This window comes from Pyxidicoccus caerfyrddinensis, from assembly GCF_010894405.1.
Classification (GTDB): domain Bacteria; phylum Myxococcota; class Myxococcia; order Myxococcales; family Myxococcaceae; genus Myxococcus; species Myxococcus caerfyrddinensis.
This window is the reverse complement of sequence record NZ_JAAIYA010000005.1, coordinates 64,964-90,024: the sequence shown is the minus strand read 5'-3', so window position 1 is coordinate 90,024 and position 25,061 is coordinate 64,964. Positions and strand designations below refer to the sequence as shown.

Sequence of the window (25,061 nt, the reverse complement as noted above, 5' to 3'; positions counted from 1 at the left end):
TCCTTGGGGCTTCGTGTTTGAAGCGATGCCCCTGGAACGCGCCCTCTCCTGAATCTTCCCGTGCCCTGCTTTTCGACGTGGCTACTTCGCGGGGGTCACGCGGTCCGCGCCCTGCCGCTCGAGCATCCACTGCGGGTACTCGTCCGGGAGCTTCGAGACGGCGTCGAGCTTCGTGAGCTGCTCGGGCGTGAGCTTCAGCGTGGTGGCCGCGAGGTTGTCCTCGAGCTGCTGCTCGTTCTTCGCGCCGATGATGATGGTGGTGACGTGCTGCTGGTGCAGCAGCCACGCGAGCGCCACGCGCGCCACGGAGACGTTGTGCTCCTTGGCCACGCCGTCCATCACGTCGATGACGTCATAGGCGCGGTCCTTGTTGATGGGCGGGAAGTCGAAGTCGACGCGGCGGCTGCCCTGCGGGCCCTGCTGCTCGCGGCGGTACTTGCCGCTGAGGAAGCCACCGGCCAGCGGGCTCCACACCATGAGGCCCAGGTGCTGGTCCTTCATCAGTGGCACCAGCTCGCGCTCCAGGTCGCGTCCGGCGATGGTGTAGTAGGCCTGCAGCGACTCGAAGCGGGCCAGGCCCTTGTTCTCGCTGATGCCCAGCGCCTTCATGAGCTGCCACGCGGCCAGGTTGGACGCGCCGAGATAGCGCACCTTGCCCTGATGGATGAGGTCGTCGAGCGCACGCAGCGTCTCGTCCAGCGGCGTGACGGGGTCGTAGCCGTGAATCTGGTACAGGTCGATGTAGTCGGTGCCCAGGCGCTTCAGGCTCGAGTGGACCGAGTCCATGATGTGGCCCCGCGACAGGCCCAGCTCGTTGGGACCCGGCCCCATGCGCCCGCGGACCTTGGTGGCCAGCACGACGTTGGAGCGCTTCGCGCCCAGGGCCTTGCCGAGGAGCTGCTCGGAGGCGCCATTGGAGTAGACGTTGGCCGTGTCGAAGAAGTTGATGCCCGCGTCCAGGGAGCGGCCCACGAGCTTGTCGGCCTCCGACTGGCCCTGCGTGCCGACGACCTTCCAGAAGCCCTCTCCGCCGAAGGTCATGGCTCCGAAGCACAGCTCCGAGACATAGAGGCCAGTGCGGCCCAGCTGCCGGTAATTCATGTGCGTGCCACCTCGTGTGTCCTGCTTGGGGACTGAGGGCGGGAGATGTAACGGGTCGGAGTGGACGGCGCAGCACTCCCGGTGCATGAGGGGGCCGTGCGCTTCGTGGGCTGGGACTTGACGGACCCGTACTCGCGCGCGTGTCGCCCGGTGGATATCGCGGAGGCCGACACGCGGGGACGGGTGCGCTTCTCCGAGGCCCGGTGGCCCGCGCCTCCGTCACGGGGTGGTGACTTCGACCCCGTGGAATTGGCGGCGGCGTTCCCCGTGGGCGCGGAGGATGTGCTCGTCGTGGATGGGCCGCAGGCGCTGGCACGGCCGGGGGCACAGGTGCGGGAGGCGGAGCGGTTGCTGCGCGCCCCCGGGAGGACACCGGACGTACTGCCCGTGCCGGGGCGTCCGTTCTGCGGGTTCGTGCGCGGGAGCGTGCTGCTGTTCGCCGGACTGCGGGCCCGGGGTGGGTTGCCGATGCTGGATGTGGATACGGATGCGCTGGGTGAAGCGCGCCTGTTCGAGGCGTTCCCCGGCGCGACGTGGAGGACGCTGGCTGTGGAGAAGTTGGGGGCAAAGGCGTCACGCGATGGGCGTGAGCGGCGACGCGCGGTGCTGGAGGCGAACGGGCTGCGCTTTCCGGAGGGGGAATTGCCCACGCATGACCAGCTCGATGCGGCGCTGTGTGCCTGGCTGGGGTGGCTGACGCGGAAGGCGCCGGAGCGGGTGGTGGCCGTGGGTGCGCCGCTCACGGTGGATGCTCACGGGTGGCTGCGTGAAGGGCGCATCCTGGACCTGCGATTCCGTGCGGAAACCATGAGCGAACCGTGAGGATTGCAGGACGGCTGTGGCGCAGGGTGTACCCATGCGCCAGTGGCTCATGTGTCTCGCGCTCCTGCTCGGGGCCTGTACGAGTCTGCGGGATGGGATCTTCTCCTACGAAGACGTGCTGGGGACGCGGACCTGTCGCATAGGTGAGGACACCTGGCCCGACGTGTTCCCGAAATACGCACTCCCTTTCGAGCTCGGACCGCAGTTCTTCGTGATGGTCCATGATGAGAGAGTCCGGCTGCTCAGCCACTGCTGGCATTCCTCCGTCATCGTGAACACGTTCGGGGAAGGTCCGCTGTTTCCAGCGGCACCTGGCACCGAGACCTACCGCTTCACGTGGATGCGCTCGTTCAACGACTACGTGCTCATCCGTGTCACGCAGTTCGGTCCCGTCCACTCCCTGCACGTCAAGATGGGGGATCTTCGGGACGGTGACTTGCTCATCGACCAGCGCATCCTCCTCACGCCGAGCCAATGGCAGGAGTTCCGTCGTCGACTGGAACAGGCACGATTCTGGTCCGCCGACCGCTACTTCCTGGATGGCAACTTCGCCTATACGGACGGCGCAGCGTGGCTTCTCGAGGGTGTCCGAGGTGGGAGTTACCACGCGCTGGACGTCCACTCTCCTGAGCGGGAAGGCCCCGCGGGCGCCTTCCGCGCCGCATGCCTGTACCTGGTCGAGCTCTCCGGCATCTCCATTCCCGCCAAGGACGTGTTCTGACCTGGCGTTGTCACCACTGTCCACGGCGTTGACAGTGACGGTGCCGTGGCCCCCGTGACGCCCTGAGATTCCGCGCGGTTGGGGCACGGCGCGACGCTGGCCGCCCCGTTGCACAGGGGCCGGGTATGACTGCCGCTTTCTACCTGCTGCTGGCCATCGGACTGCTGGGCGCCTTCGACGTCCTCTACTTCCACACGTGGCGCGGCCGCCTCCAGGAGCGCGCCGAGTGCCAGCGGGAAGTCCTCTGGCACACCGTGCGCCACGTCATCTACGGGCTCCAGTTCCTCTGGGTGCCACACCTGCGCTTCCAGGGCGCGGCGCTGGGGTTGCTCGCGGTGCTCTACGCGGCGGACGTCTTCGTCGCCTGGGCCGACGTCTGGGAGGAGCGCGACAGCCGCGCACCCCAGGGTGGACTGCCTCGCGGCGAGTACTTCATGCACGTGGTGCTCAGCGTGCTCGTCGGGCTGTACCTCATGTCCATCTTCCACGCCGTGTGGCCCGACCGGCTCCTGCCCACGGGCCTTCGCGTGGACCCGCCCGCCGTCCCCGTGGCCCTGCGTACGCTGATGACGGTGATGGGCGTGGTGGCGCTCGCTTCGTTCGCTCGGGACCTGGTGCGGTGGTTCGCGTTCCGCCGCGCGCCGGCGGTTCCGAAGCAGCCGCCTCCGCGCCGCATCGTCGTGGAGGCGCTCATCCCCGCCCCCGTCGAGACTGTGTGGGAGCGCACGCAGGAGCCGGAGTTGCACACTCAATGGGACGTGCGCTTCACCTCCATCCGCTATCTGCCGGAGTGTGATGCGCGCGGCTTCCACCTGATGGACTACCGCACGCACCTGGGCTTCGGGCTGGAGGTGAAGGGCTGGGGCCGCTACCTCGCGAACACACCGCTGGTGCGCTCCACGTTCGAGTTCGGCTCGGACGACTTCCGCAGCCTCATCCTCAAGGGCCGCGGTCTGTGGCTCTACGAGCGCAGGGCGGAGGGAACGTTCTTCAAGACGGTGTTCGACTACCAGACACGGCACGGCGTGGTGGGCGAGTTGCTCGACGCGGTGCTGTTCCGCCCCGTCATGCGGCTGGGCACGGAGTGGGGCTTCGAGACGCTGCGCCAGTGGTGCGCCGGGGATGAGGGCGCGCCGGCCCGGGGTCGCTCGCGGTGGCGCTTCGCGCTGTTCGTCCTCGCGCGTGTGCTGGGCAGGGCGCCCGCTCCGGGGGCGGCGCGGAGCTGGCTCGGCTCCGGCAATGAGAACCGTGAGGCGGCGCCCTCCTGTGGAGAACTTGTGGAGGTATCGCCATGAGCGGCTCGGTCTCGGCGGAGGGAGTGCATCGATTCCAACGGAGGGACTTCGTGCGAGCGAGTGAGACGGACGATGAGACCCCGCGCACCGTCGGTAACGATGGACCTTCCGGGCGAGGACGCGAGCACGGCTCTGGCGTGCTCCACGATGACAGTGAGGGAGTCTTCCCGTGCCTGTGGGAACAGGGACGGGAGGATGCCGATGAGGGCATTTCCGCTGTGGAGCTCGCGGACGCCCGGAAGTGGTTGCCCGGTACTTCTTCGGAAGAAGCACTCCGGGCCTTCGTGCACCGTCAGCGTGCATCCCGCCTGGCGGTGGCGCTGCTCGCGGACTTCTACGGTGCCCACCCCTGCCGCATGGCCCGGGTGCACCTGCTGGTCGCGAGCGCCGTCGCCCTGGGCCGCTTCTGGGGCGTGTCCGCTCCGTTCGCCCGACTGGGCGCGGCGGTGCTGCCGGTGGACTCTCTCAGACGGCCGCGCACTGCGGCCTGGGCCTCGTACGCGCGGGCCTGTGCCGAAGGACTTCCCCTGGAGATTCGCGATGAGCGGTGGATTGAAGCCCACCTGCAGGACGCCGCCGAGGCACGGGAAGCGGGACACGAAGCGGCCTTCCTCATGGAGGCGCGGGCCCATGACGGCGAGCCGCTGTGGCGCCTGCTCATGCAGCACCTGGAGATGACGCTCGGCTCGCGCTTCTTCGACCAGCCTGCCCTCGCGGGGGCCGTGTCCGGTGAGGCGGCAATGGCTCACGGCATGGCCGTGACACTGAGGCGGCTGCTGCGCGCCGGGTGGAGCCTGCTCCAGCACTACGCCCTCGCCACCGCTCGCGCGGTGCTCCTCCCTCGCTGGCCGGAGTACCCGGGACTGGTGGACGAGCGGCGCGCGGCCTGGCTGCTGCTCTCCAGCTTCGTCACCGCGTGGGCCGCGGCGGGCGTGTATCGCCGTGGCGTGCGGGCCCTCCACCGCGGCCAGCGCGTGGGCCCGGCGGAGGCATGGCCCCTGCTCGCGGCGACACTCGGTGAGGACGTGGCACGCGTGGACCCTCGCGTGGTGCGCTTCTACAGCAACCCCGGTGCTTGGGCCGTGACTGCCTCCGTGGAGCTGCACACGCGGATGGCCCGGGGAATCGCATGGGTGGCCACGCGGCTGCTCGGGCAGGGCGTCTCCGAGCACGGTGCACGGGCCTTCCCCTCGCGCTTCCGCACCTTCCGCCGCGTGGACGGCTCCATGCACTTCGTGCGCGAGCTGTACTGCGACGGTGTGCTGCGCGTGTTCGACTCCGACTTCGTCGTGCGCAAGGGCCGGCTCTACGAGGTCTTCGTCGAGCACGGACTCGAAGTGGAGTTGAACGTCCGCGTGCTGGAGGACGGCGGAGTGTCCCTGCGTGGCCGCCGCGTGCTGTGGCACGGACTGCCGGTGCCGCTGTTCGGACTGTGCGTCGAGTTCCGCACCCACCCCGCCCCGGACGGCTCCGAGTCCGTGGACATCATCGGCACGCTGTCACCCGAGGGCATGCATGAGAACCCGCCAGGCCGCATCCACTACAAGGCCTGGCGCGACGATGTCCGCATGACCCAGGCTCCGGCGAAAGCCTGAGCGAGAACCGGTTCACAAGTTCTCCACAGTGGGAGGTCACGCCCTGCGCTTGCCACCGCCCCGGGTGAGCCCTCGAAGCCCGTGGGCTCGCGCGGGCACGGCACGGCGGAGTCTCGGAGGCACCTGCTGCCTCTCCACGTCCTCGAACATCAGGTCCACATAGAGCGCGCCTTTGGGCGGAGTGCTCGCCGTGCACCGTGAGCGGAGCCGTGAGACGCCGTTGCCCTCGGAGCTGACCGCGTACCGCTGCCTTCCGTCCGCGCCCTCCATGGGGAGGATGGCATCGAGGATGGCTTCGTCCGGCGTGCCATGGTCCCCCACCTGGAGGAAGTGCACCGGCCTCAGCACGTCCCGCTGCTTCATCACCTTCCAGCTCCGCGCCCCCGCGTCTCCGGCGAAGAGCAACCGCCAGCCACGCCACTCCAGGCTGAAGACGATGCTCGTGTTCTTCGCCGCCGCGTCGATGGCGATCAGGTCGTCTCCCGTTCCCTGGCGCCGCCACTTGAGCAGGTTGTAGAAGGCGCTCGCGTCGACTCCGGCCGGAGGGCCTGGCACGTGGAGCGACACCTCGCCTCCCGGCCGCCGCTCCAGTCCCAGTGCCACCGGGAAGACTCTCCCCGCGTACTCGCGAGTCTCCACCTCGGGCGCCCAGACCTTCAGCGTCGCTTCCTTGAACGGGTGCATCTCCATCAGCGATGCATCCCGGCTCAGGTAGTGCGCGCGTTCCGCCGAGCGCCGCAGGAACTCCGCGCGCGCTTCCGCCTTCCGGTAGTCATTGCCGAGGAGCAGGGACGGCACCGAGCCACGTGCCGCTTCCGGCCTCAGCCGGCAGTACTCGCGCAAGTCGTCGTACAGGGCCCTGCGCTCCGCGAGCTGTCTCGCCGACTCGTGGTGTTGCTCGGCATAGTCCGGCGCCGCCGAGGCCGTCAGCCACGCATGACGGAGCTTCAACGGCTCACGCGGTGGCGGCCCCTTCACATGTCCCAGGTGCTCGTGTGCCAGCACGTAGAGGTCCAGGGGCGCACCGCCTAGCTGCGCCAGCACATCCTCCAGCACGGGATGAAAGGCCGGGTCCACTCCGTCCTCGTCCGGCAGCAGGTTGCCCGCGTCGACGAGCACGTGCCGCACCGTCGTCAGTCCCGTGTCCGCGTCCTGGTCCGGCACCGAGACGAGCAGCGTGTCCCCGAACCGCGCGCTGTAGGTCCTCACCCGAAGCGCGGCCATCACCCACCCCCGTTCCGGTAGCGGCGTTCCTCCACCATGTGCAGCATGTGCGCCGTGCCCACCACGCGGAGCACGCCGCCGGAAATCTCAGCCTGGATGGCTCCGCACAGCTGCTTGCCATCCGGACCGAGCGCCTCGTCCCCCACGCGCAGCAGGTCCTCATCCAGCAACTTTCGCAGCATCCCGTCCCGCTCCACCTTCCGCGTCTCGCTCCGGTCCGACGTGAGCAGCACCCGCACCCGCCGCGTCGCGCAGTCGATGACGAGCGTCGTGCCGAAGGTCACCTGTCTCCAGTCCGGCAGCTCTCCACTGGGCACCTCGTCGGGCTCGTCCACCTTCCAGGAGACCTTGAAGATGCACTCACGCACGCGCCGCTTCGCGTGCTCGCCGCCCGCGTAGGACAGCTTCTCCACCACGAGCCTCGGCGCGATGTGGAACGAGCGTCCCCTCGGGATGCGCAAGAAGCCGCGATGCCGGTTGGCGAAGTCGTAGGCGGCCCAGTCGCTCTTCGCCAGCGTGTCCAGGTCCACCCGCGACAGGGAGGGGTGCGCGAAGTTCGTCCGCGCGCGCAGCTCGACCGGATGTTTCACGATGCCCCTGCGCACGAACTCCTGGCACAGCCACGCGCGCGGCTCGCCGCTGTCCGGATGCGCGGCCTCGTCCGCGGCGAGGATGGCCCGGCCCAGGTCCGCGAACGACACCTCTCCCGGCGGCAGGTAGTCGAGCCCCCGGTACAGGCTGCGCTTGAAGCGCGACGTGGCCACCGCCAGCGCCTTGCCGGAGACACGCCTTCGCGCCTCCTGCCACGCGTCCTCGGCCACGAAGCCCTGGTGTGCCAGCGGTGGCTCGGGTGCGTCTTCCGGTGTCTGCCGCGCCGTCTCCGTCGGGGCCACCAGGGACATGCGCGCCTGACGCTTGCGCGCGAACTCGTCCTTGAGCGCCTCGTGCAGCCGCAGCAGGACCGAGTAGAGCGTGCCGGAGAGCACCTCGCTCAGCGCGTGCGGCTCCAGTGAGGTGACGACGTCCTCCGGCTTCCCTCCGTCGATGGGCTTCAGCGTCTTCTGGTTGAGCAGGTCGCGAAGGTGACTCTTGTTCCCCAGCGCCTGGCCGAACTGTTCGCCAATCGCGCTGAACGCACCGGAGCTGGCGATGCTGCCTCCCTGCGTCCGTAGAACCTGCCGCACGAGCGGCCGGCACCGGAAGGCCGCGAGCGCCGCGGTGAGGTCCGCCACCGCTTCATGCAGCGCGAGCGCCTGGGGCGACAGCGCGTGGTACAGGTCCGGGAGGATGCCATCCAGCACCGCGTGCGCTGTCTCGTGCGCGATGATGTCCTGCGAGTGGCAGGTGTAGATGCGCTCCTCCCCGCGTCCGCTCAGCAGCGGGTGGCGGAAGTAGAAGAACTGCAGGGAGCGGGACTCGCGCTGGTAGAAGGCGTTCGCCCACTCGCCCGCCTGGGGCACGACGAGGAGCTGCGAGCCCTCGAAGGCCCAGCACACCTTGCGGCCGAGAGCGTCGTCCTCCTCGAACATCTCCATCGTCCGGAGCACCGCGCCGAAGACGCTCACCTGGATGACGTCCGCTGCGTCCAGCTGCTTCGGGTCCTTGAGCAGGAAGGTGCCCGGCGTGCCCTCCTGCTCGGAGGACTGGAAGCGCGCGCCCCGCCTCAGCCTGCCGGTGCTCGCGTCCAAATCCAGCACCGCCACGCGCGGCGACACGGGCCCGTCCAGCACCACGTCCTCGCTTCGTAGATGTACCCACTCCATCAGGGGAATGCTCCGCTCACTGGCGGCGACCGGGTCCTGTACGAGCACCGGAATGCGGATGTCGACGGCCATGCCCTTCCCCCACGCGTGATTCCTCACCGGGTGGAGTGACGGGCCTCCGGATGTGACAGGGGCCCGCTCGACGGCTGCCTGGAGACCGCTGCTATGGTGCTGCACCCATCATGAAGCCACTGCTCCTGTCGGTGCTTTCCACCATCGCCGTCATCCTCGGCGTCGTCGGTCTGGGCGTCCTGGTCTGGGGGTTCCTCCGGATGCGGCAGACCGCGCGGACGAAGAACTGGCCCACCACCCAGGGCACCGTCCGCTCCTCCACCGTCACCTCGCGCGAGGCCCCTCCGCTGCGGCAGGAGGAGAGCTACGACGACGACGCTCCGAAGCCCAAGCCCCAGGTCCTCTACCGCCCGCGGGTGGAATACACCTACACCGTGGACGGGCAGACCTATACCGGCACGGCCCTGGGCCGGGACGTGGTGGAGGTCAGCAGCAGTCAGCACGCGAAGACGCACGCGGCGCGCTACGTCCCCCGTGCCCCCGTCACCGTCTTCTATGACCCGAACGACCCGAGCCAGGCCCTGCTCGAGCCCGGGGTCCAGGCCACCTCATGGGCCATCCCCGGTGCCGGCGCCGCCTGCCTCATCGTCACCACCGCCTTCTACTTCTTCATTCGCTGGTTCAGCGGCCGCTGACCGCCCCGTGTGGGATGGGGTGCGCACCCGGGGTGGAGATCCAAAAGATCCAGCCCCACGCAACCCCGCGCTACATCCCACCGACAATCGCTCAAGCTTTAATTTCCTGACCTCGGAGCGTCCCCCATGTCCACCAAGAGCCTGCAAGGCTTCAACTTCCTCGGGCTGTCGAAGGCCTTCAAGCAGCCTGAAATCGCCAAGCAGCCCCAGAAGAACCAGGTGGCGACGCAGCCGGACAAGAAGAACACCCACATCGACGAGAACGGTCGCTACAAGAACAGCTTCCAGTCCTCGGGGCAGATCAACAAGAACTACAACAAGAGCTTCTCGCGCGGCGACACGAGCGACCTCTTCACCCCCAACGCCAACCAGAGCAAGGCGGGGAAGCTGGCCGGGAAGCTGCCCGGCATGACGCTGGCCGAGGGCTCCTTCGAGAAGAACGTCGTCGGCTACGGCAAGTCCGGCAGCTTCGGCAGCCCCGGTGGCATCGCCCAGGGTCAGGGCAGCTTCACGGTGGGCGAGCTGTCCGCGAGCGGCAGCGGCAAGGTCTCCTTCGAGGGCGGCGCGGTCAAGGCCGTCGGTGACATCAAGGCCAGCGCCACGCTGCTGCACGCGCAGGGCAACGTCCGCGTCGGCAAGGGCGACTACAACCTGCAGGCCTCGGGTGAGGCGTACGTCGGCGCCCAGGCGAAGGCTCACGGCGAGCTGACCATCGACCCGGCCAAGGGCATCTACGCGGCGAAGATTGGCGGCGACGCCTTCGTCGGCGCCCGCGCCGGTGTGGAGGCGCAGGCCAACCTGGGCAAGTTCGGCAGCGTCGGTGGCCGCGCGGAGGCCTGGGCAGGCGCGGGTGTCGCGTTCAACGCCGAGCTCGGCTTCAAGAACGGCCGCCTCAAGGCCCGCTTCGACATCGGCGCGGCGCTCGGCGTGGGCTTCAAGCTGGGCTTCAACGTCGACATCGACCTCAAGGGCATCAAGGACACGGTGAAGAAGGTCATCGAGAAGCCCGTCGAAATCGTGAAGGACATTGCCAAGGGCGTCGGCAATGCGCTGAAGAAGCTGAAGTTCTGGTAGCGCTCCGCTCCAGCTCCCACACCCCCGGGCGCGAGTCGTCCGTGGTGCTCTCCAGCACCACGGGCCTCGCGCCCTCTGTTTTCAGGGCCACCCCCTCCCCTGGCATACTCTCCCGCCATGACCATCACGAGCATGCAGGCGCTGTTGAAGGCCGGCGAGGTCGACAAGGCCCGGGCGCGCGCGGAGAGCGTCCTCTCCACGAACAAGAATCACCGTGACGCGCTGCTGACGCTCGCGAAGCTGGCGTCGGTGGACGGCGACTGGGCGCGCGCCGAGGAGCTCCTCAACCGCGCCACGAAGGACGGCGTGGAGGACACGGACTCGCGCCTGGTGCGGGCCGCGCTGGCCTCGGAGAAGGGCGACCTGGACGGCGCTCGCGCCCTCTACACGCAGGTCATCCTCGAGTCGACGCAGAACCCGCGCGCCGAGGCGCACTTCGGCCTTGGCTTCCTGCTCGCTGCCGAGGAGGACTTCCCGGGTGCCCGCAAGTCGCTGCAGAGGGCCGTGGAGCTGGAGCCGGAGGTCGCCGCGTACCGCTTCCACCTCGCGCGCATCCTGTTCGCGCTGGAGGAGCTGAAGCTCGCGCTGCCGCAGCTGGAGAAGGCGCTGGAGCTCAACCCCCTCCACCCGCCCACCTACGTCATCTGGAGCGTGGTGCTGCAGCAATTGGGCGAGATGGAGACGGCGGAGAACCTGCTGCGCCAGGGCCTGAAGCTGATTCCGGACCACCCGGAGCTGCTCAACCAGCTGGGCGCGGTGCTCGCGGCGCGCGGCAACGTGTCCGAGTCGTACAGCCTCGCCAAGCGCCTGGCCGTGCAGTTCCCCGACGACGCGTCGATGCAGGGCAACCTGGCGCGGATGATGATGGCCACCGGGCACCGCCAGGAGGCGCTGGACGTGTGCCGGAGCCTCGCGCATCGCGGGCTGTCCACGGCGCAGACGAAGTCCATCGAGGCCATGGTGCTGGAGTCCATGGAGCCGCCCGACATCGAGGGCGCGGTATCGGCATGGCGCGAGGCGATGGACCTGGACCCGAACGACTGGGCCTGCGCCAACAACCTGGGCAACCTCCTGATGCGCTGGGAGGAGGGCAACGCCGACGAGCGCCTCACCGCCGCCGCGGAGATTCTCGAGGAGGCACTCCGCCGCGCACCCTCACGCGCGGAGCCGCTGCTCAACCTGGCCCTCGTCACCGCGCGCAGGGGTGACAAGGCCAAGGCGCAGGCACTGGCCCGCGACGTGCTCAAGAAGGCCCCCGCCGGCGAGAAGGAGCTCCGCGAGCAGGCGGAGCGCCTCATCAAGACGCTGGGCTGAGCTTCACCCCGGAGGGAGGCACCCCGGCCTCCCTCTTCAGCGCACCCGGTTCTCGTGGTGGCCGTGCCCCGGTCCGCCGAAGGTGCCCGGCCACGGCTCGTTCGCAGGCAGCAGCCCGGGCATGGAGAAGCGCAGGAAGCGCGCCTGGCTGTAGGCGAACGGCGGGTCGCACTCGCCGCAGGTGGAGGCACCCTCCATCAGCATCAGCGCCCCCGGTGCCAGCTCCAGCAGCTGCGGCACCGTGCGCGGCGTGTACGCGAGCGGGCACTGGAACGCCTCGCTCCCGTCCTTCGCATTCACGCCCACCAACAGTCGCTGGTTGTTGCCCACCGCGGTGGTGAGCACCAGCGTGTCCGGCGGCAGGCCCTCACCCACCGGCCACGTGGCCAGCCGCAGCTCCTTGGTGCCCAGGCTCTGCCCCGCCTTCAGCGTGTACGTCCACACCGGCCCCAGCGACGACAGCCCGTAGCCCTTCAGCTCCGTCACGGTGGCGGCTCCACCGCCGGGGTTCAGCGAGGTGCCCGGCGCGCTCGGCACCACCACTTCGCGCGTGGCCACCAGACGGCCGAACTCCTGGGGAATGGAGCCCAGCGGCGTGCCGTCCACCGCGCTCAGTGCCTGCGTGCCGTGCTCGGGCATCAGCAGCCCGTTCACCACCGCCAGCTCACCGGCACGGAAGGGCTCCAGCTTCTTCCAGCGCGGCACCCCATCCGAGGAGAACGCCATCATCAACGTGGGCGCCCCCGGCTGCAGCGGCGCCCCCACGTTCGTCGTCTTGGAGAAGGCCACGTACAGGTCCCCCACCACGTCCGACGCGAGGCCGAAGGGGTGCGGGTGGTTGCACTCGTCGAGCAGCGGGTCCGTCAGCTCCTGCGCGGACACCATGCGGCCGAAGGCATCCAGCACCACCAGGAAGTACATGCGGCACAGCGTGTCGCGAGCCTGCCCGGCGGGGTACGCCTCGAAGAGGGCGGCCAGCCGGTCCGGCGCCATCACCGCCAGCCGCGCCAGGAAGAGCGTCAGCGTCTTCTGCGCGAAGTCCGGCCGCGCCTGGGCCAGCGTGAAGGTCCACCGCGGCGCACCCGTGGAGCGCTCCAGCAGCGACACCGTGCCGTCCTGCGGCAGGTCCATGCACAAGAGCCGGTCGTTCCACAGCATGCAGCGCCGCGCCGCATCGGAAGAGCGCACCGGCCTGTCGCCCGCGGCGTCCAGCAGCGGCGCGGCGTAGAAGCCCGACAGCGTCACGTCGCCCTCGGGCCCCACCAGCATGTCGTGCAGAGCCTGACCGTCGGCCCGCGCGTCGTAGCTCCAGTCCGCCGCCAGCTGTATCCCTTCGGGGCGCTCGCACACCGGGCCGTTGCAGCGGCCCTCGCCCTGGCACGGGCTGGCGCTCGCGCACACGAAGCCGTCCGGCAAATCCCTGCGCGCGCACCGGCCCTCCACGCACACGTCCGCGGCATCACACCCGCGCGCCGAGCCGCAGAAGGTGCCATCCGGCGCGGGCGCCAGGCCGCAGCCCTTCACCGGGTCGCACGTGCCCACCCTGCACTTCCCCTCCCCCGGACACGGAGGCGCCGGCACCGTCTGGCAGCCATCCAGCGCGTGGCACACGTCCGTGGTGCAGGCATTGCCATCGTCGCACTTGCGCTCGCTGCCCTTGCACCGGCCCGCCTGGCAGGTGGCATCGGTGAGGCACGCATTGCCCGGGTCGCACGCGGTGCCGTCCGGCAGCACCGTCTCCACGCACTGCTCGGTGTTCACATCGAAGGTGGCCGTGGTGCATGTCACCGGTGTGAAGCAGTCGGGAATCGGCTTCGCCTCGGCCACGAGCACCAGGTCCACGCGGCCGCCGTCGGAAGCCGTGCCCGTCACCGTGACTTCGTACGTGCCCGCCACCGAGGGCGAGAAGCGCAGGCGCACCGGCACCTCGCCCGCCTCCACGCGCACGGGCAGCACGTCCCTCAGCGAGAAGGGCCCCGTCACCTCCGTCCAGGTGACGTCCAGCGGCGCGCGGCCGCCATTCACCACCCGCACCTCGGCATCACGTGTGGTGCCGGGGTACGCGGCGGGAAACTCCACGCGCTCCTGGGACAGCCGCAGCCGCCCCACGGCGCCGACCAATGGCTTCTCCCGGCAGGCCAGGCCCGCCCCGAGCACCACCGCCAGCAGGATGACCGTCCGCCCCACCCCGCCTGCTCTCATCGCGCGCGCCATGGGTGCCTCCCCGGAGAGGTCGCATATAACCCTCGCGAGGGAAGGATGCGAGGGGGGCACCCCGGAAGCGCCCCCGCTGTCGGCCAGCCGCCCTCCGCCGCCCTCCCACGACGACATGCGTTTCGGCTGCTGAACGGTGCACCCTGTAGACTGGGCAGCGCCTCCCACCTGGAGCCGTCTCCATGTCCGCCCTTCGCTCCGCCTTCGTGCTCGCCCTGCTCGTCCTGCTCGCCGCGCCCGCCTCCCGCGCCGCGGAGGACGTGCCGCGCACCCTGGCCTTCCAGGGTCGCCTCGTGCGCGCGGACGGCACGCCGGAGAACACGCCGCAGGACCTCACCTTCTCCCTCTACGCCACGCCTGCCGGCGGCTCGCCCCTGTGGCAGGAGCGCCTGCCCTCCGTCCAGGTGACGAATGGCTACTACGCGGTGGTGCTCGGCTCCGTGCAGCCGCTGCGCTACGAGCTGACGGAGGGCAGCTCGCTCTTCCTCGGCGTCGCCCTCACCGGCCAGTCGGAGCTCACCCCGCGCCTGCAGATGGCCTCCGTGCCCTTCGCCCTGCGCGCGCAGGAGAGCCACCTCCTCGACGGCCGCACCGCCACCACCTTCGCCAACGCCAACCACGACCACCCCGCCGCCACGCCTACCTCGGACGGCTTCCTGTCCGCCGCCGACAAGGCGAAGCTGGACGAGCCCGCGCCCACCTACGGCGACGGCCTCGCCGCCAGCGGCACGCCGCTCAACGTGCGCGTCGCCTTCACCACCTCTGGCGGGAACAACGGCACCTCGCGCACCGTCGCCCGTTGGGACCATGCCCACGCCTCGGCCACGACGACCGCCGCGGGCTTCATGTCCGCCGCGGACAAGGCGAAGCTCGACACGCCGGCCCCCACCTTCGGGGACGGCTTGTCCGTCAGCACCGGCACCCCGCCCACCGTGAGCGTCACCTTCGCCACCGCTGGCGGTAACAACGGCACCTTGCGCAGCTCCGCGCGCGCGGACCACTCGCACGCGAAGCCCGTGCTGGCGTGCACGTACCGCCAGGCTGCGGGCAATGACTCGGGGGACAGCCAGGCGTCCGTCGCGTGGTGTGCCTCTGGCGAGCAGCTCAACGGAGGCGGCTGCGGCAACCTGGAGGGCCCCGGCGGCGTGAGCTTCATGCCCGTGGGAGTCACGCTGGACAGCGGCGCCGTCTCCACGGGCGGCCCGGGCTACAGGTGCCGCAACAGCACGACAGGTGTGCCAGCGCCTACCGCCTACGCCATCTGCTGCCGTATCCCCTGACGCCCTCCAGGGCAGGCCCGCGCGCACCACGAGACAGGCTCCACGCGAGAAGTGCGGACGAGGCGCTCCCACCTGGAGCCACAGCGGGGACTTCAAAGAGTTCAGGGCTGTGCCTGGATGTACCAGTGATTTTTTCAGGTGGGTCCGTGTCGAGCCTCCGCAACCGCCCGGAATGGTTCGGCTGCACGGGGGTACGGTTCTGGCAACCGGGGCGGGGCATGATCTCCGCCGAATCCTCTGCTGGCACGTCGTCGCAGGCTTTCACCGTGCTCATCCCACGTGGACTGCAGGCCACGGTGGATGGCTTGCCGCCGGAGGCCCGGCAGGAGCTGCTCGCCGAGCTGTTCCGCATGGCCGCACTTGCACACCAGGAACGGAACCTGCTGCCTTCCTCGGCGCCCTACACGCTGCGGCTGGACCTGGCGGGCTGCCAGGTGAGCGTGGAGTTGGACCCTGCGCGCTCGCGCCTCACCCTCGCCGGGCTCGTCCGCGCCCGCGCACTGGCTTGAGCCGGTGGCACGCGACGGGTTGCTTTAGATGTCACGCCGGGCTGGATACGAAGAATCCTGGGACCTGACGTACCTGGTGGAGCAGCTCCGAGAGCTGATCGGCCGCGACCTCGAGCTGCACCCACAACTGTCCGAGGAGCTGGAGGACACGCTGGACAGCCTGGTGCTCCGCAACCAGCGCCTGCGAGGGCTCCAGCGCATGGTGCACGCGGAGCGCGAGGCGGATGACCTCGCCATCCTCCGCGGCGCGCTGGAGAACATGGACCGCGAGCTGCTGCACAAGCTGCCCCGATTGCTGGAGCGCCTGCGCGCCGCGCTTGCCTGAGCGGCGACTCGCGCCGCGGCGACTCACGCTGCCGCTAGGGAACGACGCCGGGATAGAGCGTGTGCGTGGGTCCGCGCATCGGCCCTCCGCCGATGCCGCCGCCCACACTGCCACGTCCCGACGGCAGCACGGCGCCGGCCGGTGCCACACCCTGGGCCTCATGGCGCACGGGGCCCTCGCAGCGTCCGGAGCGGCAGCCTTCGAGTCCCTGGCACGGCCGCCCCACTCCGCACGTCACCTCCTGGCATGCGCCCGTGCGGCACACCTGGCCGGAGGGGCACGCGGGCACGGTGGAGCATGCATCGGTGACGGGCAGGCAGGTGCCGCCGCGGCACGTCTCGCCCGCGCCGCAGTCCGGGTCGGTGGAGCAGCCCAGCGCCGAGCACATGCCGTCACGGCACACCTGCTGGGACGGGCAGAGCACCGCCGCGCAGCCGGAGGCCGGCACGCAGCGGCCGTCACTGCCGCAGCGCTCGTCGGGCTCGCAGTCGAAGCCGCCGGTGCACGCGACACTCCGGCACACGCCGCCCGGCCGGCACACCGTGGACTGCGGACATGCAACACCGAGACAAGTGTCATACGCGCATGCCGAGTCCACGCAGCGCTCCGTCGGGAAGCACGCCACGCCGGAGCCGCAGCCCACCCGGCCACAGGCACCCTGCCGGCACCGCTCGCCGGGCTGGCACGTCACGCCGAGACACGCGGGCTCCACGCACGCGCCCTGCTCGCACACCTGGCCCGCGCCGCAGGCCAGGCCCCGGCACGTGGTGGCGAGGCATCTGCCCTCCACGCACGTCTGTCCGCCCGGGCAGGACACGCTCGCGCACAGGTCCGGTGCCACCAGCGTCGGGGTCTCCTCGCACGCGCTCAGCACCAACAGCACGGCGAGGGCGAGCAGCCGTGAGACCCATATTGAGGAGAGGGCTCGCGAAGCCGTGCCGCACCCATTCATGGCAGTTGCTCCGTCCGGTCCGCCGGAGGCAGTGCGAGCGACTCTGGCCGGCTGAGCACCACGCCCAGCACCACGCCCGCGGCCGCCGCGAGTCCCACGCCGCCCACCACGAAGGGCCAGACCGGACGCCCCTCCTCCACCTGCTCCTCCACTCCCGGAGGTGCCACGTCGAGCGCCGCTGCTACCGCTGGCGGAGGTGCCGCCGGGGCATCGAACCGCAGCGGCGCCCGCATGCTGCCCTGCTCGAACAGCACGGCACCGCCGCTGTCACGTGCCATGGCATAGGCCTCCACCGCGCGCTCCGGAGCCGCCTTCACCGCCACCGGCCCGGGCGGCTTCCCCACCGCCGCGCTGAAGCCCGCCGCGCCCGGCTGCCGCACCGCCACGAGCAGCTCCACCGCCACCGGCCGGGGCTGCTCCAGCGTCGCCACCACCCGCCCATCCTTCGCGCGCGTCACCGTCAGTACGGGCCGCTGGCCGTCGAGCGCCTTGCGTGCCGCCTCATACGGAGCGCGAATCTTCGGCCCCAGCGACGCCTGCACCCGCGCGTCCGGGTCCAGCACCAGCAACACCTCGAAGGCCGCCTGGGCCTCCTGGGGCTGCCCCATGAAGGCGCGGGCCAGTGCCAGCCCCTCCCATGCCTTCAGCCGCTCCGCGCGGCTCCCAGGGGCAGCCAGGGCCTCCTGGTAGGCCTCGGCGGCGGCATCGAACTCCAACGCGTCGAAGGCCTGCTCGGCCCGCGTCAGCGGAGGCTCCGCGCCCCAGGCCGAAGCCGCGCACAGCCAGAGCGGAAGGATGAGGGCACGCACCGGCCTGGCACTCTACAGCCCTGTCTCACCGCATCCACAGGGGGCATTGTCCCCACCCGCCGACTGCTTCTTCTATAGGTTCATAGAGGTATTGATCTAACGGTAGTAGAAGCAGGGACCCCAGACTTGGGGACAAGTCAGCAAGCTCGCGAGATGACTCAGGAATTCGCGCGCTGCTACATGTGGGTAAACTGGAGGTTTCCCCCGGGCTCCCACAGGTGTTGATCCACGCCCCCGCTTCTCCACAACCCCACCCCCACTGTCCACAGGCCATCCACAGGCAATGCGTGGATGCGGGGCCCACCGGGCGTGCCGGCGGATTCTCACGGGACGTCCGCCCCCTACAAGCCTGTTATCGTCCGTAACGGTGAGGGTCCCCGGGAGCGGGGCGCTGGTGGAGGGTTTCCGCATCGACTTGTATCGGGGCGAGCGCATCGGAAAGTACGAGGTCGTCACCCAGCTGTCCGTGGGTGGCATGGCCGAGTTGTTCCTCGGTTTCACCTCGGGTCCGGGTGGCTTCCGCAAGTACGTGGTCATCAAGCGCATCCTCCCGGACGTGCGGGACAACGCGCAGTTCGAGCGCATGTTCCTCGACGAGGCGCGCATCACCGCGGCCTTCAACCACCCCAACATCGCGCAGGTGTTCGACCTGGGGCAGGAGGACGACGGCCTCTACCTGGCCATGGAGTTCATCGCCGGGCAGAACCTGAACCAAATCACCGGGGCCTGCCTGCGCCGCAAGGAGGCGATGCCCATCGGCTTCACGCTGTCGGTGGCGCGCGACGTCTGCATGGCGCTGCACTACGCGCACACCTTCACCGCGCCCTCGGGAGAGGCCAGCCCCGTCATCCACCGCGACGTCGCGCAGAAGAACGTCATGGTGACGTACGACGGCGTGGTGAAGCTGCTCGACTTCGGCATCGCCAAGGCGAAGGGCAGCCTGGAGCGCACCAGCGCGGGCACAGTGAAGGGCACCACCGGGTACATGTCCCCCGAGCAGGTGCGCGGCGACAAGCTGGACGGCCGCAGCGACTTGTTCTCGGTGGGGGTGATGATGCACGAGCTCATCACCGGGGCGCGCCTGTTCGCCGGCAAGGACGAGCGCGACGAGATGGTGAAGATTCTCGAGGCGCCCATCCCCTGGCCCTCGCACGTGTCGCCGCACGTGCCGGAGGGCGTGTCCAAGGTGGTGATGCAGGCGCTGGAGCGCAGCCGGGAGAAGCGCTTCCTCAACGGCCGCGACATGGCCCGGGCGATTGAAGCGGCCGCGGGACGGCTGCTGATGGACTCGGACCACCGGGCGTCGATGATGAAGGAGCTGTTCGCCGAGCGGATGGCGGCCACGCGCGCGCTGCTGGAGAGCGCGGAGGGCACGGCGAGCACCTCCATGGTGGACAAGGCGAAGCGCGCGCTTCGCGGGGATGACGGGCCGTACCTGCCGGAGCGGGTGGACGACTCCACGCCCCAGAGCGGTGTCGCCGCGGTGCCGCGCAAGCCGTCGCGCCGCGTGCGGGCGACGGGGAAGCAGTCCGCCGTGGCCGATACGGCGAAGACGGAGAGCCAGTCCTCCCGGCTGTCCAACGCGCTGTGGGGACTGCTGCTGGTGGGCATCGTCGTGGGTGGAGGCTTCGCCGCGTGGCGCCTGTCGCAGGTGCTCAACGCGACGGTGGAGCCCGTGCCGGAGCCGCGCACCTTCGTGGACCCGCGGCTCCCCGTCTTCCGCGAGCCGGGCACACCGGTGCCGGACGCGGGGACGGTGGTGGCGCAGGTGGAGCCTCCGCCGCCGGTGCGTGAGGACAAGGGCACGAAGACGGAGCGGACGACCGAGCCCTCGGCGCGGGGCAAGGGAAAGCTGACGCTGGTGGTGACACCGGACGCGGACGTGTACCGCGGCAAGAAGAAGCTCGGCCGCACGCCCCTGTTCAACGTGGTGTTGCCGGCGGGCGACCACACGCTGTTCGTCATCGGCCCGGACAAGAAGAAGCGCGTGCTGGCCGTGCCCATCCTGGCGGGGCAGAAGCTCCCGCTGCGCCTGAAGCTCGCGGAGATTCCCGAAGGGTGAACAGTCCCCGCGAATGAGGGGCACTCGGGGGCGCGCTCCGCTATCTTCGCGGCCCCAACCTCCACCCCGGACAGCATGGCCGCGCTCACCATTGGCTTCCTGATGGACCCGCTCGAGACGGTGCGGGTGAACCACGACTCCACGTTCCAGCTGATGCTGGAGGCGCAGAAGCGCGGCCACCAGGTGCGCTACTTCGAGCAGGGCTGGCTGCGCTTCAACGGCACCTGCGCCGAGGCCCGCATGCGCCACGTCACCGTGCGCGCCGAGCAGGGCCGGCACTTCGACGTGCTCGACGACGCCGCGCACCCCCTGTCCACGCTGGACGTGTTGTTCATGCGCAAGGACCCGCCGGTGGACGCGGAGTTTCTCCACGCCACGCAGTTGGTGGAGCTGTGTGGAGACCGCGCGCCTGCCTTCATCAACAGCCCCGCGGGCATCCGTGACGCCAACGAGAAGCTCTTCGCGCTGCGCTACCCGGACCTGATGCCGGACACGCGCATCACCCGCGAGCTGCCGGTGCTGCTGGACTTCATCGCGCACAACGCGCAGGGCACCATCCTCAAGCCCATCGACGGCTTCGGCGGCAAGGGCATCCTCTTCCTGACGCCCACGGACCGGAACGCGCGCTCGGCGGTGGAGTTGCTCACGATGGGAGGCCGCGAGGCCGTGGTGGCACAGGCGTACATCCCGGAGAGCCGCCTGGGCGACAAGCGCATCCTCCTGGTGGACGGCGAGCCCGTGGGCGGCGTGCTGCGCGTGCCCTCCGAGGACGACCACCGGGGCAACATGGCCGCTGGAGGGGTGCCCCGGAAGGCCATGCTCACGGCGCGGGACCTGGAAATCTGCGAGCGGCTGAAGCCCGAGCTGCGCCGCCGTGGGCTGCTGCTGGTGGGCATCGACGTGCTCGGGGACTACCTCACCGAGGTGAACGTCACGAGCCCCACGGGCATCTACGAAGCCAACCAGCTGGACGGTGTCTGCGTGGAGGCGAAGGTGCTGGACGTGGCCGAGCGACTGGCCGCCCAGCGCAACGCGCGGTAGCCGCGCCGTCCTGGGTGCAGCGCCCGAGGGCCTGGAGTCGCTGCTCCGGGCCCTTCGTGTTTCTGGAGAGCCAGGTGAGCACGGAGGGTGCCCTCTCCTCTGCCCATCCGTGCCGCGAGCTGAAGGGTGGTTCAGCTTTCACCCCAGCTACCGACGCAACGCGCCATGGACGGGCATGGCTCGGTGAATTGAATATTGGTTCATGTTTCATGCGTCCGGCGACGCGTCGCGCCTTGAATACACGAGAGTCGAGGGAGTCAGGTCTCGCTCCTCGGCCGCCGCTCTCCCCCCACTGGCGGCCCGGGAGGCACCATGCACACGCAACACCCCCGCCGTGCTCCGTCGTGCTCGAGGTTCCCCGGTTTGCGCCTCGCGGCGCTCCTGCTCATGAGTGCCGTTGGTTGTGGTTCCCCCGAAGAAGCATCCCCGCGCGAGGCCGCGCCCGAGGTCGTGCGGGAAGTCGAGAGCTCACTGACGCAGGTGACGGGCTTCGGCACCAACCCGGGCAATCTGTTGATGTACCGCCACGTGCCGACGGGGGTGCCCGCGAACGCGCCGCTGGTGGTGGTGATGCACGGCTGTACGCAGACGGTCGCCGCCATGGAGAACTCGGGCTGGACGGCGGCGGCGAACCTCTACAAGTTCTACGTCGTCTACCCGCAGCAGCAGAGCGGCAACAACGCGAGCAGCTGCTTCAACTGGTTCGAGCCCGGCGACATCACCCGCGGTCAGGGCGAGGTGCTCTCCATCAAGCAGATGGTGGACGCGATGAAGGCCGCGTACTCCATCGACGCGTCGCGCGTGTACCTCAGCGGCTTCTCGGGCGGCGGGTACATGGCACCGGCGCTGCTGGCCACCTACCCGGACGTCTTCTCCGCGGGCGCCATCAACTCGGGCGGCCCGTACAAGTGCGCGCTGACGATGACCGCGGGCTTCAACTGCATGAGCCCGGGCGTGGACAAGACGCCCGCCGCCTGGGGTGACCTGGTGCGCGGCGCGTACTCGAACACGGGCGAGTGGCCGCGTGTCTCCATCTGGCACGGGACGAGCGACTTCACGGTGAAGCCGATGAACCTCACCGAGGCGATGGAGCAGTGGACCAACGTCCACGGCATCGACCAGACGGCGGACACCACCGAGACGGTGAGCAACTTCCCGCACAAGGTGTACCGGGACGGCGCGGGTAACGCGAAGGTGGAGACGTGGGAGATGACGGGCATGGGGCACGGCGTGCCCGTGGACCCGCAGTACAGCTTCCCGGGCAGCTCCACGGTGTGCGGCACCGCGGGCGCGTACCTGCTCGACGTGAATATCTGCGCCGTCTACTACCAGGCCCAGTTCTTCGGGCTCACGGGGGGCGGCTCGACGGGAGACACCACGCCGCCCACGGTGAACGTGACGGCGCCGGCCAATGGGGCCACGGTGAGCGGCACCGTCACGGTGACGGCGAGCGCCTCGGACGCGGTGGGCGTGGCGCGGGTGGAGTTCCTGGTGGACGGGAGCACGGTGTCCACGGACACGGTGGCGCCGTATGACTTCGCGTGGGACAGCACGGGTGTCTCGAATGGGACGCACACGCTGGGAGCCCGGGCGTTCGATGCGGCGGGGAACCAGGCCACGGACAGCGACACGAGCGTCACCGTGAGCAACAGCGGCACGCCGACGCCCGTGACGGTGAGCTTCACGAGTGTCACCGCGGATGACGGCTACATCAAGGCGAACGCGGACGGCAGCGCACCGGCGCTGGGGACGCTCACGGGCCTGGCGCTGGGGCGCGGGACGGACGGGAAGTACAACCGCTCGTTCATGTCCTTCGACACGTCGAGCATTCCGGACACGGCGACGGTCAGCCGTGTGTACCTGACGGTGACGTACTCGTCCGGCTCGGGTGACCCGTGGTCCACGCCGGCGGGGAACACGCTGCTCATCGACGTGAAGAACGGCACGTTCAACGCGGCGGCCACGGAGACGGCGGACTGGGCTTCGGCCGCCACCGCCAGTGGTGTGGCGAGCATCGGCAGCTTCACGGCGGGCACGAAGGCCTCGGGAGACTTCAGCAGCGCCGGGCGCTCCGCCATCAATCTCACGGGGAAGACGCAGCTGCGGCTGGGCTTCAGCGGGAATCAGACGGCGACGCAGTACCTGTTCGTCAAGGACGGCACGGGCGCCACGCTGACCGTGGTGTACACGCCGTAGGGTGATTTGGGGACGGTGGGCCGGAGTGGTGGTCCGGCCTGCCGTCCTGGTTCATGGAGCCGAGCCGTACTCGAACCCTTCGTAGTTGAACGCGCGTTCGATGGCCTTCACGTCGGCCTCGGTGCCGCCGCACTCCCTCACGACGTCACGCCAGCGGGCCGAGACGAGGGTCTTCATTGTGTCGATGAGGTGGGTGGCAGCTTCTCTCGACAGGCGGAAGCGGCCGCACTCGCTCAAGAGGTTCTGGCGGTTGGCGCGCCGGTTCTGCGCGCTGCCCACCTCCATCGCCAGGTCGCGCTCGGTGCTGGCCTGTGGCATCGGCGTGAGGTCGTAGGCGGGCGAGAGGCTCCACTCCGTGCCCGCGGCGATGAGCGCATGGTTTCGGGGATGGTCGTCGATGTTCGAGATGAGCGCGTTGAACACCATGCGTGAGAACAGCTCTCGCAGGTCCTCATCCGGGTTGCGCACCCAGCGCTTCAGCTCATCTCCCAGCAGGATGTACGACCACTTCGAGCGGTCCTGCGGATTCTCGTCGGCGCGGAGGACCGTCAGCGCACTGACCATGCGGTGCCGCAGGTAGCCTTCGTCGACGCGTCTCCGGTCGAACCGGCGGACCAGGAGCACATCCTGGCCCGCGACGTGGACGCGCTTGCTGAAGGCCGCGCGCAGGCCGCACTCGCTGGCGAGCTTCAGCATGCCGCCTTCGACCGCTGCGTTGTTCCAGCGGTCGCTACGGGACGGGAACTTGGCGACCCATAAGCCTTCCTCGTCCTCAACGACGTTCTTCGGACGTGCACCTCCCATGGAGCTGCCAGGGTTCACCAGGTCGCTGACCTGCTGCGCGGAGGTGGGCAGGGCCTGCTCGATTCGTTCGACTTCCTGGAGCAGAGGGCCCAGCTGGAGCACCTTGTTGAACTGATGGACGGGTGCGGGCGGTGTGGTGCTGCGTCCAAAGGACAGCGCACCCGCCCGGTCCTCGGGTGAGTGGAGGAGGAAGTCGACTTCGGTCAGGTCGACACGTCCCAGCTGGCGCTCGATGACCCTGCGTCCCCATGCGTCGGGTGAGGAGTCTCGCAAGGCGCCGAAGATGCCGCCGAGCCTCGCAGTCTCGAAGGTGCCAGGACGCAAGGGGAGCTCGAACTTCTGCAGCTCGACCGCGCGAGGGTTGGACAGGTAGCTCTTCCCGTAGACGAAGCGGCCCACGTCGCCCTGCTGCACGAAGCGCCCGCAGGTGAGGACCTCCATGGACTCCGGGAGCTGGATGTACACGTAGCAGCTGGAGTCGTCAGAAGTCGGCATCGAGGTCATCCTTGGGACGTACGCGCTTGGGCTGACGTGCCAGCTCCAGCGTCTTTCCCTCCTCGTCGCGGTCTGGCGAAGCGAGGTTCTCGAACTCGTGCTCGAGCCCCAGGGCCCAGAGCACCGTGAAGTAGGCGCTGAGCGCGGTGGTGGGGCTGCCCCCCTCGATGCGCTTGAGGGTTCCCAGGGCGAGCCCCGTCTTCTTCGCGAGGTCTACCTGCCTCAAGCCACGTCGGATCCGCGCCCGCGCGATGTTCTGGCCCAGCCGCGTGATGGCGCGCACCACGCAAACGGGCGTCACGTCAGGGGTGAGATTCTGTCGGGGCATTTCAATCTATTGGCTGTAAAATGGCTCTAGAGGCGCTTTATTGCACCAAGTTGTGTGAATTACCCAGCTGTTGGTGCCTGGTTGGCTGCTCCCGGGACAGGGGTGCCTGCTCTGGTGCCGCCTGGCGAAGCGCCTTTCGACGAGACCGGCTGGGTCCGCGATAGGCGTCCTGGAGGAAGTGCGGTTCTCCACCATCGACCGTGTGGTTCCGCCAGTGCTGTCGTGCCGTGTTTGACCGTGGGCCTGTCGAGCCCGGGGAGGCACGCGTGGTGGCGAGACGCTGGTGGGCCCTGCTGCTGATTCCGTTGGCGGTGGGCTGCGCGAGCCCGCGAGTGGTGCGGCTGGATACGGGCAACGGCCGGCCTCTGGAGCACATGCCACGGACTTCGGGTGGTTCCGTCGAGGATGCTCTGGAGCGCACCGGTGCCAC

The 25,061-nt window shown here is 69.6% G+C and carries 21 protein-coding genes and 1 pseudogene; 14 read left to right on the top strand and 8 right to left on the bottom strand.

Annotated elements, in window-relative coordinates:
• Positions 1 to 81: 81 nt before the first annotated feature.
• Positions 82 to 1,101 carry an aldo/keto reductase gene (locus G4D86_RS13260; RefSeq protein WP_163993399.1) on the bottom strand — a complete coding sequence of 340 codons (1,020 nt, stop codon included), beginning with the start codon at positions 1,099 to 1,101 and terminating at the stop codon, positions 82 to 84.
• A gap of 96 nt (positions 1,102 to 1,197) precedes the next feature.
• On the opposite strand from G4D86_RS13260, the gene G4D86_RS13255 reads away from it, so the two are divergent.
• The 4 genes from G4D86_RS13255 (at position 1,198) to G4D86_RS13240 (ending at position 5,534) form a co-directional block, all read left to right on the top strand.
• Positions 1,198 to 1,923: a DUF429 domain-containing protein gene (locus G4D86_RS13255; RefSeq protein ID WP_163993396.1), complete on the top strand. Its 726-nt coding sequence runs from the start codon at positions 1,198 to 1,200 to the stop codon at positions 1,921 to 1,923.
• Between the two features lie 271 nt (positions 1,924 to 2,194).
• A complete protein-coding gene (locus G4D86_RS13250) occupies positions 2,195 to 2,644 on the top strand; it encodes a hypothetical protein (protein ID WP_163993394.1) in 450 nt (149 codons plus the stop codon).
• Between the two features lie 125 nt (positions 2,645 to 2,769).
• Entirely contained in the window at positions 2,770 to 3,939 is a 1,170-nt protein-coding gene (locus G4D86_RS13245; RefSeq protein ID WP_163993392.1) for an SRPBCC family protein, read from the top strand.
• Positions 3,940 to 4,223: 284 nt separating this feature from the next.
• Positions 4,224 to 5,534, top strand: a complete 1,311-nt coding sequence (locus G4D86_RS13240) for a DUF4166 domain-containing protein (RefSeq protein ID WP_163993390.1) — start codon at positions 4,224 to 4,226, stop codon at positions 5,532 to 5,534.
• A gap of 36 nt (positions 5,535 to 5,570) precedes the next feature.
• Here G4D86_RS13240 and G4D86_RS13235 read toward each other — a convergent pair whose 3' ends face one another.
• Together G4D86_RS13235 and G4D86_RS13230 are read right to left on the bottom strand one after the other, a co-directional pair.
• Positions 5,571 to 6,758 carry a ComEC/Rec2 family competence protein gene (locus G4D86_RS13235; protein WP_163993388.1) on the bottom strand — a complete coding sequence of 396 codons (1,188 nt, stop codon included), beginning with the start codon at positions 6,756 to 6,758 and terminating at the stop codon, positions 5,571 to 5,573.
• Positions 6,758 to 8,593 carry a gluzincin family metallopeptidase gene (locus tag G4D86_RS13230; RefSeq protein ID WP_163993386.1) on the bottom strand — a complete coding sequence of 612 codons (1,836 nt, stop codon included), beginning with the start codon at positions 8,591 to 8,593 and terminating at the stop codon, positions 6,758 to 6,760. The genes G4D86_RS13235 and G4D86_RS13230 overlap by 1 nt, the downstream gene beginning before the upstream one ends.
• A 110-nt stretch (positions 8,594 to 8,703) precedes the next feature.
• Between G4D86_RS13230 and G4D86_RS13225 the strand changes: the two genes are divergently transcribed.
• The 3 genes from G4D86_RS13225 (at position 8,704) to G4D86_RS13215 (ending at position 11,616) form a co-directional block, all read left to right on the top strand.
• Positions 8,704 to 9,228, top strand: a complete 525-nt coding sequence (locus tag G4D86_RS13225; protein ID WP_163993384.1) for a DUF3592 domain-containing protein — start codon at positions 8,704 to 8,706, stop codon at positions 9,226 to 9,228.
• A 126-nt stretch (positions 9,229 to 9,354) separates the two neighbouring features.
• On the top strand, positions 9,355 to 10,302 hold the full coding sequence (locus tag G4D86_RS13220) for a hypothetical protein (protein WP_163993382.1): 948 nt from the start codon (positions 9,355 to 9,357) through the stop codon (positions 10,300 to 10,302).
• Positions 10,303 to 10,419: 117 nt separating this feature from the next.
• A complete protein-coding gene (locus G4D86_RS13215) occupies positions 10,420 to 11,616 on the top strand; it encodes a tetratricopeptide repeat protein (RefSeq protein WP_163993380.1) in 1,197 nt (398 codons plus the stop codon).
• Positions 11,617 to 11,652: 36 nt separating this feature from the next.
• Here the strand turns inward: G4D86_RS13215 and G4D86_RS13210 are convergent, their stop codons facing one another.
• Positions 11,653 to 13,830 carry a tenascin-X gene (locus G4D86_RS13210; protein WP_163993378.1) on the bottom strand — a complete coding sequence of 726 codons (2,178 nt, stop codon included), beginning with the start codon at positions 13,828 to 13,830 and terminating at the stop codon, positions 11,653 to 11,655.
• Positions 13,831 to 14,012: 182 nt separating this feature from the next.
• On the opposite strand from G4D86_RS13210, the gene G4D86_RS13205 reads away from it, so the two are divergent.
• From G4D86_RS13205 to G4D86_RS13195, 3 genes are all read left to right on the top strand, one after another.
• The gene (locus tag G4D86_RS13205) at positions 14,013 to 15,110 is read left to right on the top strand and encodes a hypothetical protein (protein ID WP_163993376.1); all 1,098 of its coding nucleotides are present in this window, start codon (positions 14,013 to 14,015) and stop codon (positions 15,108 to 15,110) included.
• A 218-nt stretch (positions 15,111 to 15,328) separates the two neighbouring features.
• Positions 15,329 to 15,619: a hypothetical protein gene (locus G4D86_RS13200; protein ID WP_240360223.1), complete on the top strand. Its 291-nt coding sequence runs from the start codon at positions 15,329 to 15,331 to the stop codon at positions 15,617 to 15,619.
• Between the two features lie 28 nt (positions 15,620 to 15,647).
• Positions 15,648 to 15,944 (top strand): hypothetical protein, encoded by a 297-nt coding sequence (locus G4D86_RS13195; RefSeq protein ID WP_163993374.1) that lies wholly within the window; start codon positions 15,648 to 15,650, stop codon positions 15,942 to 15,944.
• 34 nt (positions 15,945 to 15,978) lie between these two features.
• On the opposite strand, the gene G4D86_RS13190 is transcribed toward G4D86_RS13195, so the two are convergent.
• A complete protein-coding gene (locus G4D86_RS13190; protein WP_163993373.1) occupies positions 15,979 to 16,896 on the bottom strand; it encodes a hypothetical protein in 918 nt (305 codons plus the stop codon).
• Positions 16,893 to 17,705: a tetratricopeptide repeat protein gene (locus G4D86_RS13185; RefSeq protein WP_163993371.1), complete on the bottom strand. Its 813-nt coding sequence runs from the start codon at positions 17,703 to 17,705 to the stop codon at positions 16,893 to 16,895. Before G4D86_RS13185 ends, G4D86_RS13190 begins: the two co-directional genes overlap by 4 nt.
• Before the next feature lie 475 nt (positions 17,706 to 18,180).
• Here G4D86_RS13185 and G4D86_RS13180 point away from each other — a divergent pair, with 475 nt between their 5' ends.
• The 3 genes from G4D86_RS13180 to G4D86_RS13170 all read left to right on the top strand — a co-directional run bounded on the left by G4D86_RS13180 (position 18,181) and on the right by G4D86_RS13170 (position 23,004).
• Complete coding sequence (locus G4D86_RS13180; RefSeq protein WP_240360260.1) at positions 18,181 to 19,767, top strand: serine/threonine protein kinase; 1,587 nt, start codon at positions 18,181 to 18,183, stop codon at positions 19,765 to 19,767.
• 75 nt (positions 19,768 to 19,842) lie between these two features.
• Positions 19,843 to 20,808 carry a glutathione synthase gene (gene gshB / locus G4D86_RS13175; RefSeq protein WP_163993366.1) on the top strand — a complete coding sequence of 322 codons (966 nt, stop codon included), beginning with the start codon at positions 19,843 to 19,845 and terminating at the stop codon, positions 20,806 to 20,808.
• 387 nt (positions 20,809 to 21,195) lie between these two features.
• A complete protein-coding gene (locus G4D86_RS13170) occupies positions 21,196 to 23,004 on the top strand; it encodes an extracellular catalytic domain type 1 short-chain-length polyhydroxyalkanoate depolymerase (protein WP_240360222.1) in 1,809 nt (602 codons plus the stop codon).
• 51 nt (positions 23,005 to 23,055) lie between these two features.
• Here the strand turns inward: G4D86_RS13170 and G4D86_RS13165 are convergent, their stop codons facing one another.
• Entirely contained in the window at positions 23,056 to 24,303 is a 1,248-nt protein-coding gene (locus tag G4D86_RS13165; protein ID WP_240360221.1) for a type II toxin-antitoxin system HipA family toxin, read from the bottom strand.
• The gene (locus tag G4D86_RS13160) at positions 24,290 to 24,631 is read right to left on the bottom strand and encodes a helix-turn-helix domain-containing protein (protein WP_163993362.1); all 342 of its coding nucleotides are present in this window, start codon (positions 24,629 to 24,631) and stop codon (positions 24,290 to 24,292) included. The genes G4D86_RS13165 and G4D86_RS13160 overlap by 14 nt, the downstream gene beginning before the upstream one ends.
• Before the next feature lie 266 nt (positions 24,632 to 24,897).
• Here G4D86_RS13160 and G4D86_RS13155 point away from each other — a divergent pair.
• A pseudogene (locus G4D86_RS13155) lies at positions 24,898 to 25,035 on the top strand (AHH domain-containing protein); the annotation flags it as partial.
• Between the last annotated feature and the right edge of the window lie 26 nt (positions 25,036 to 25,061).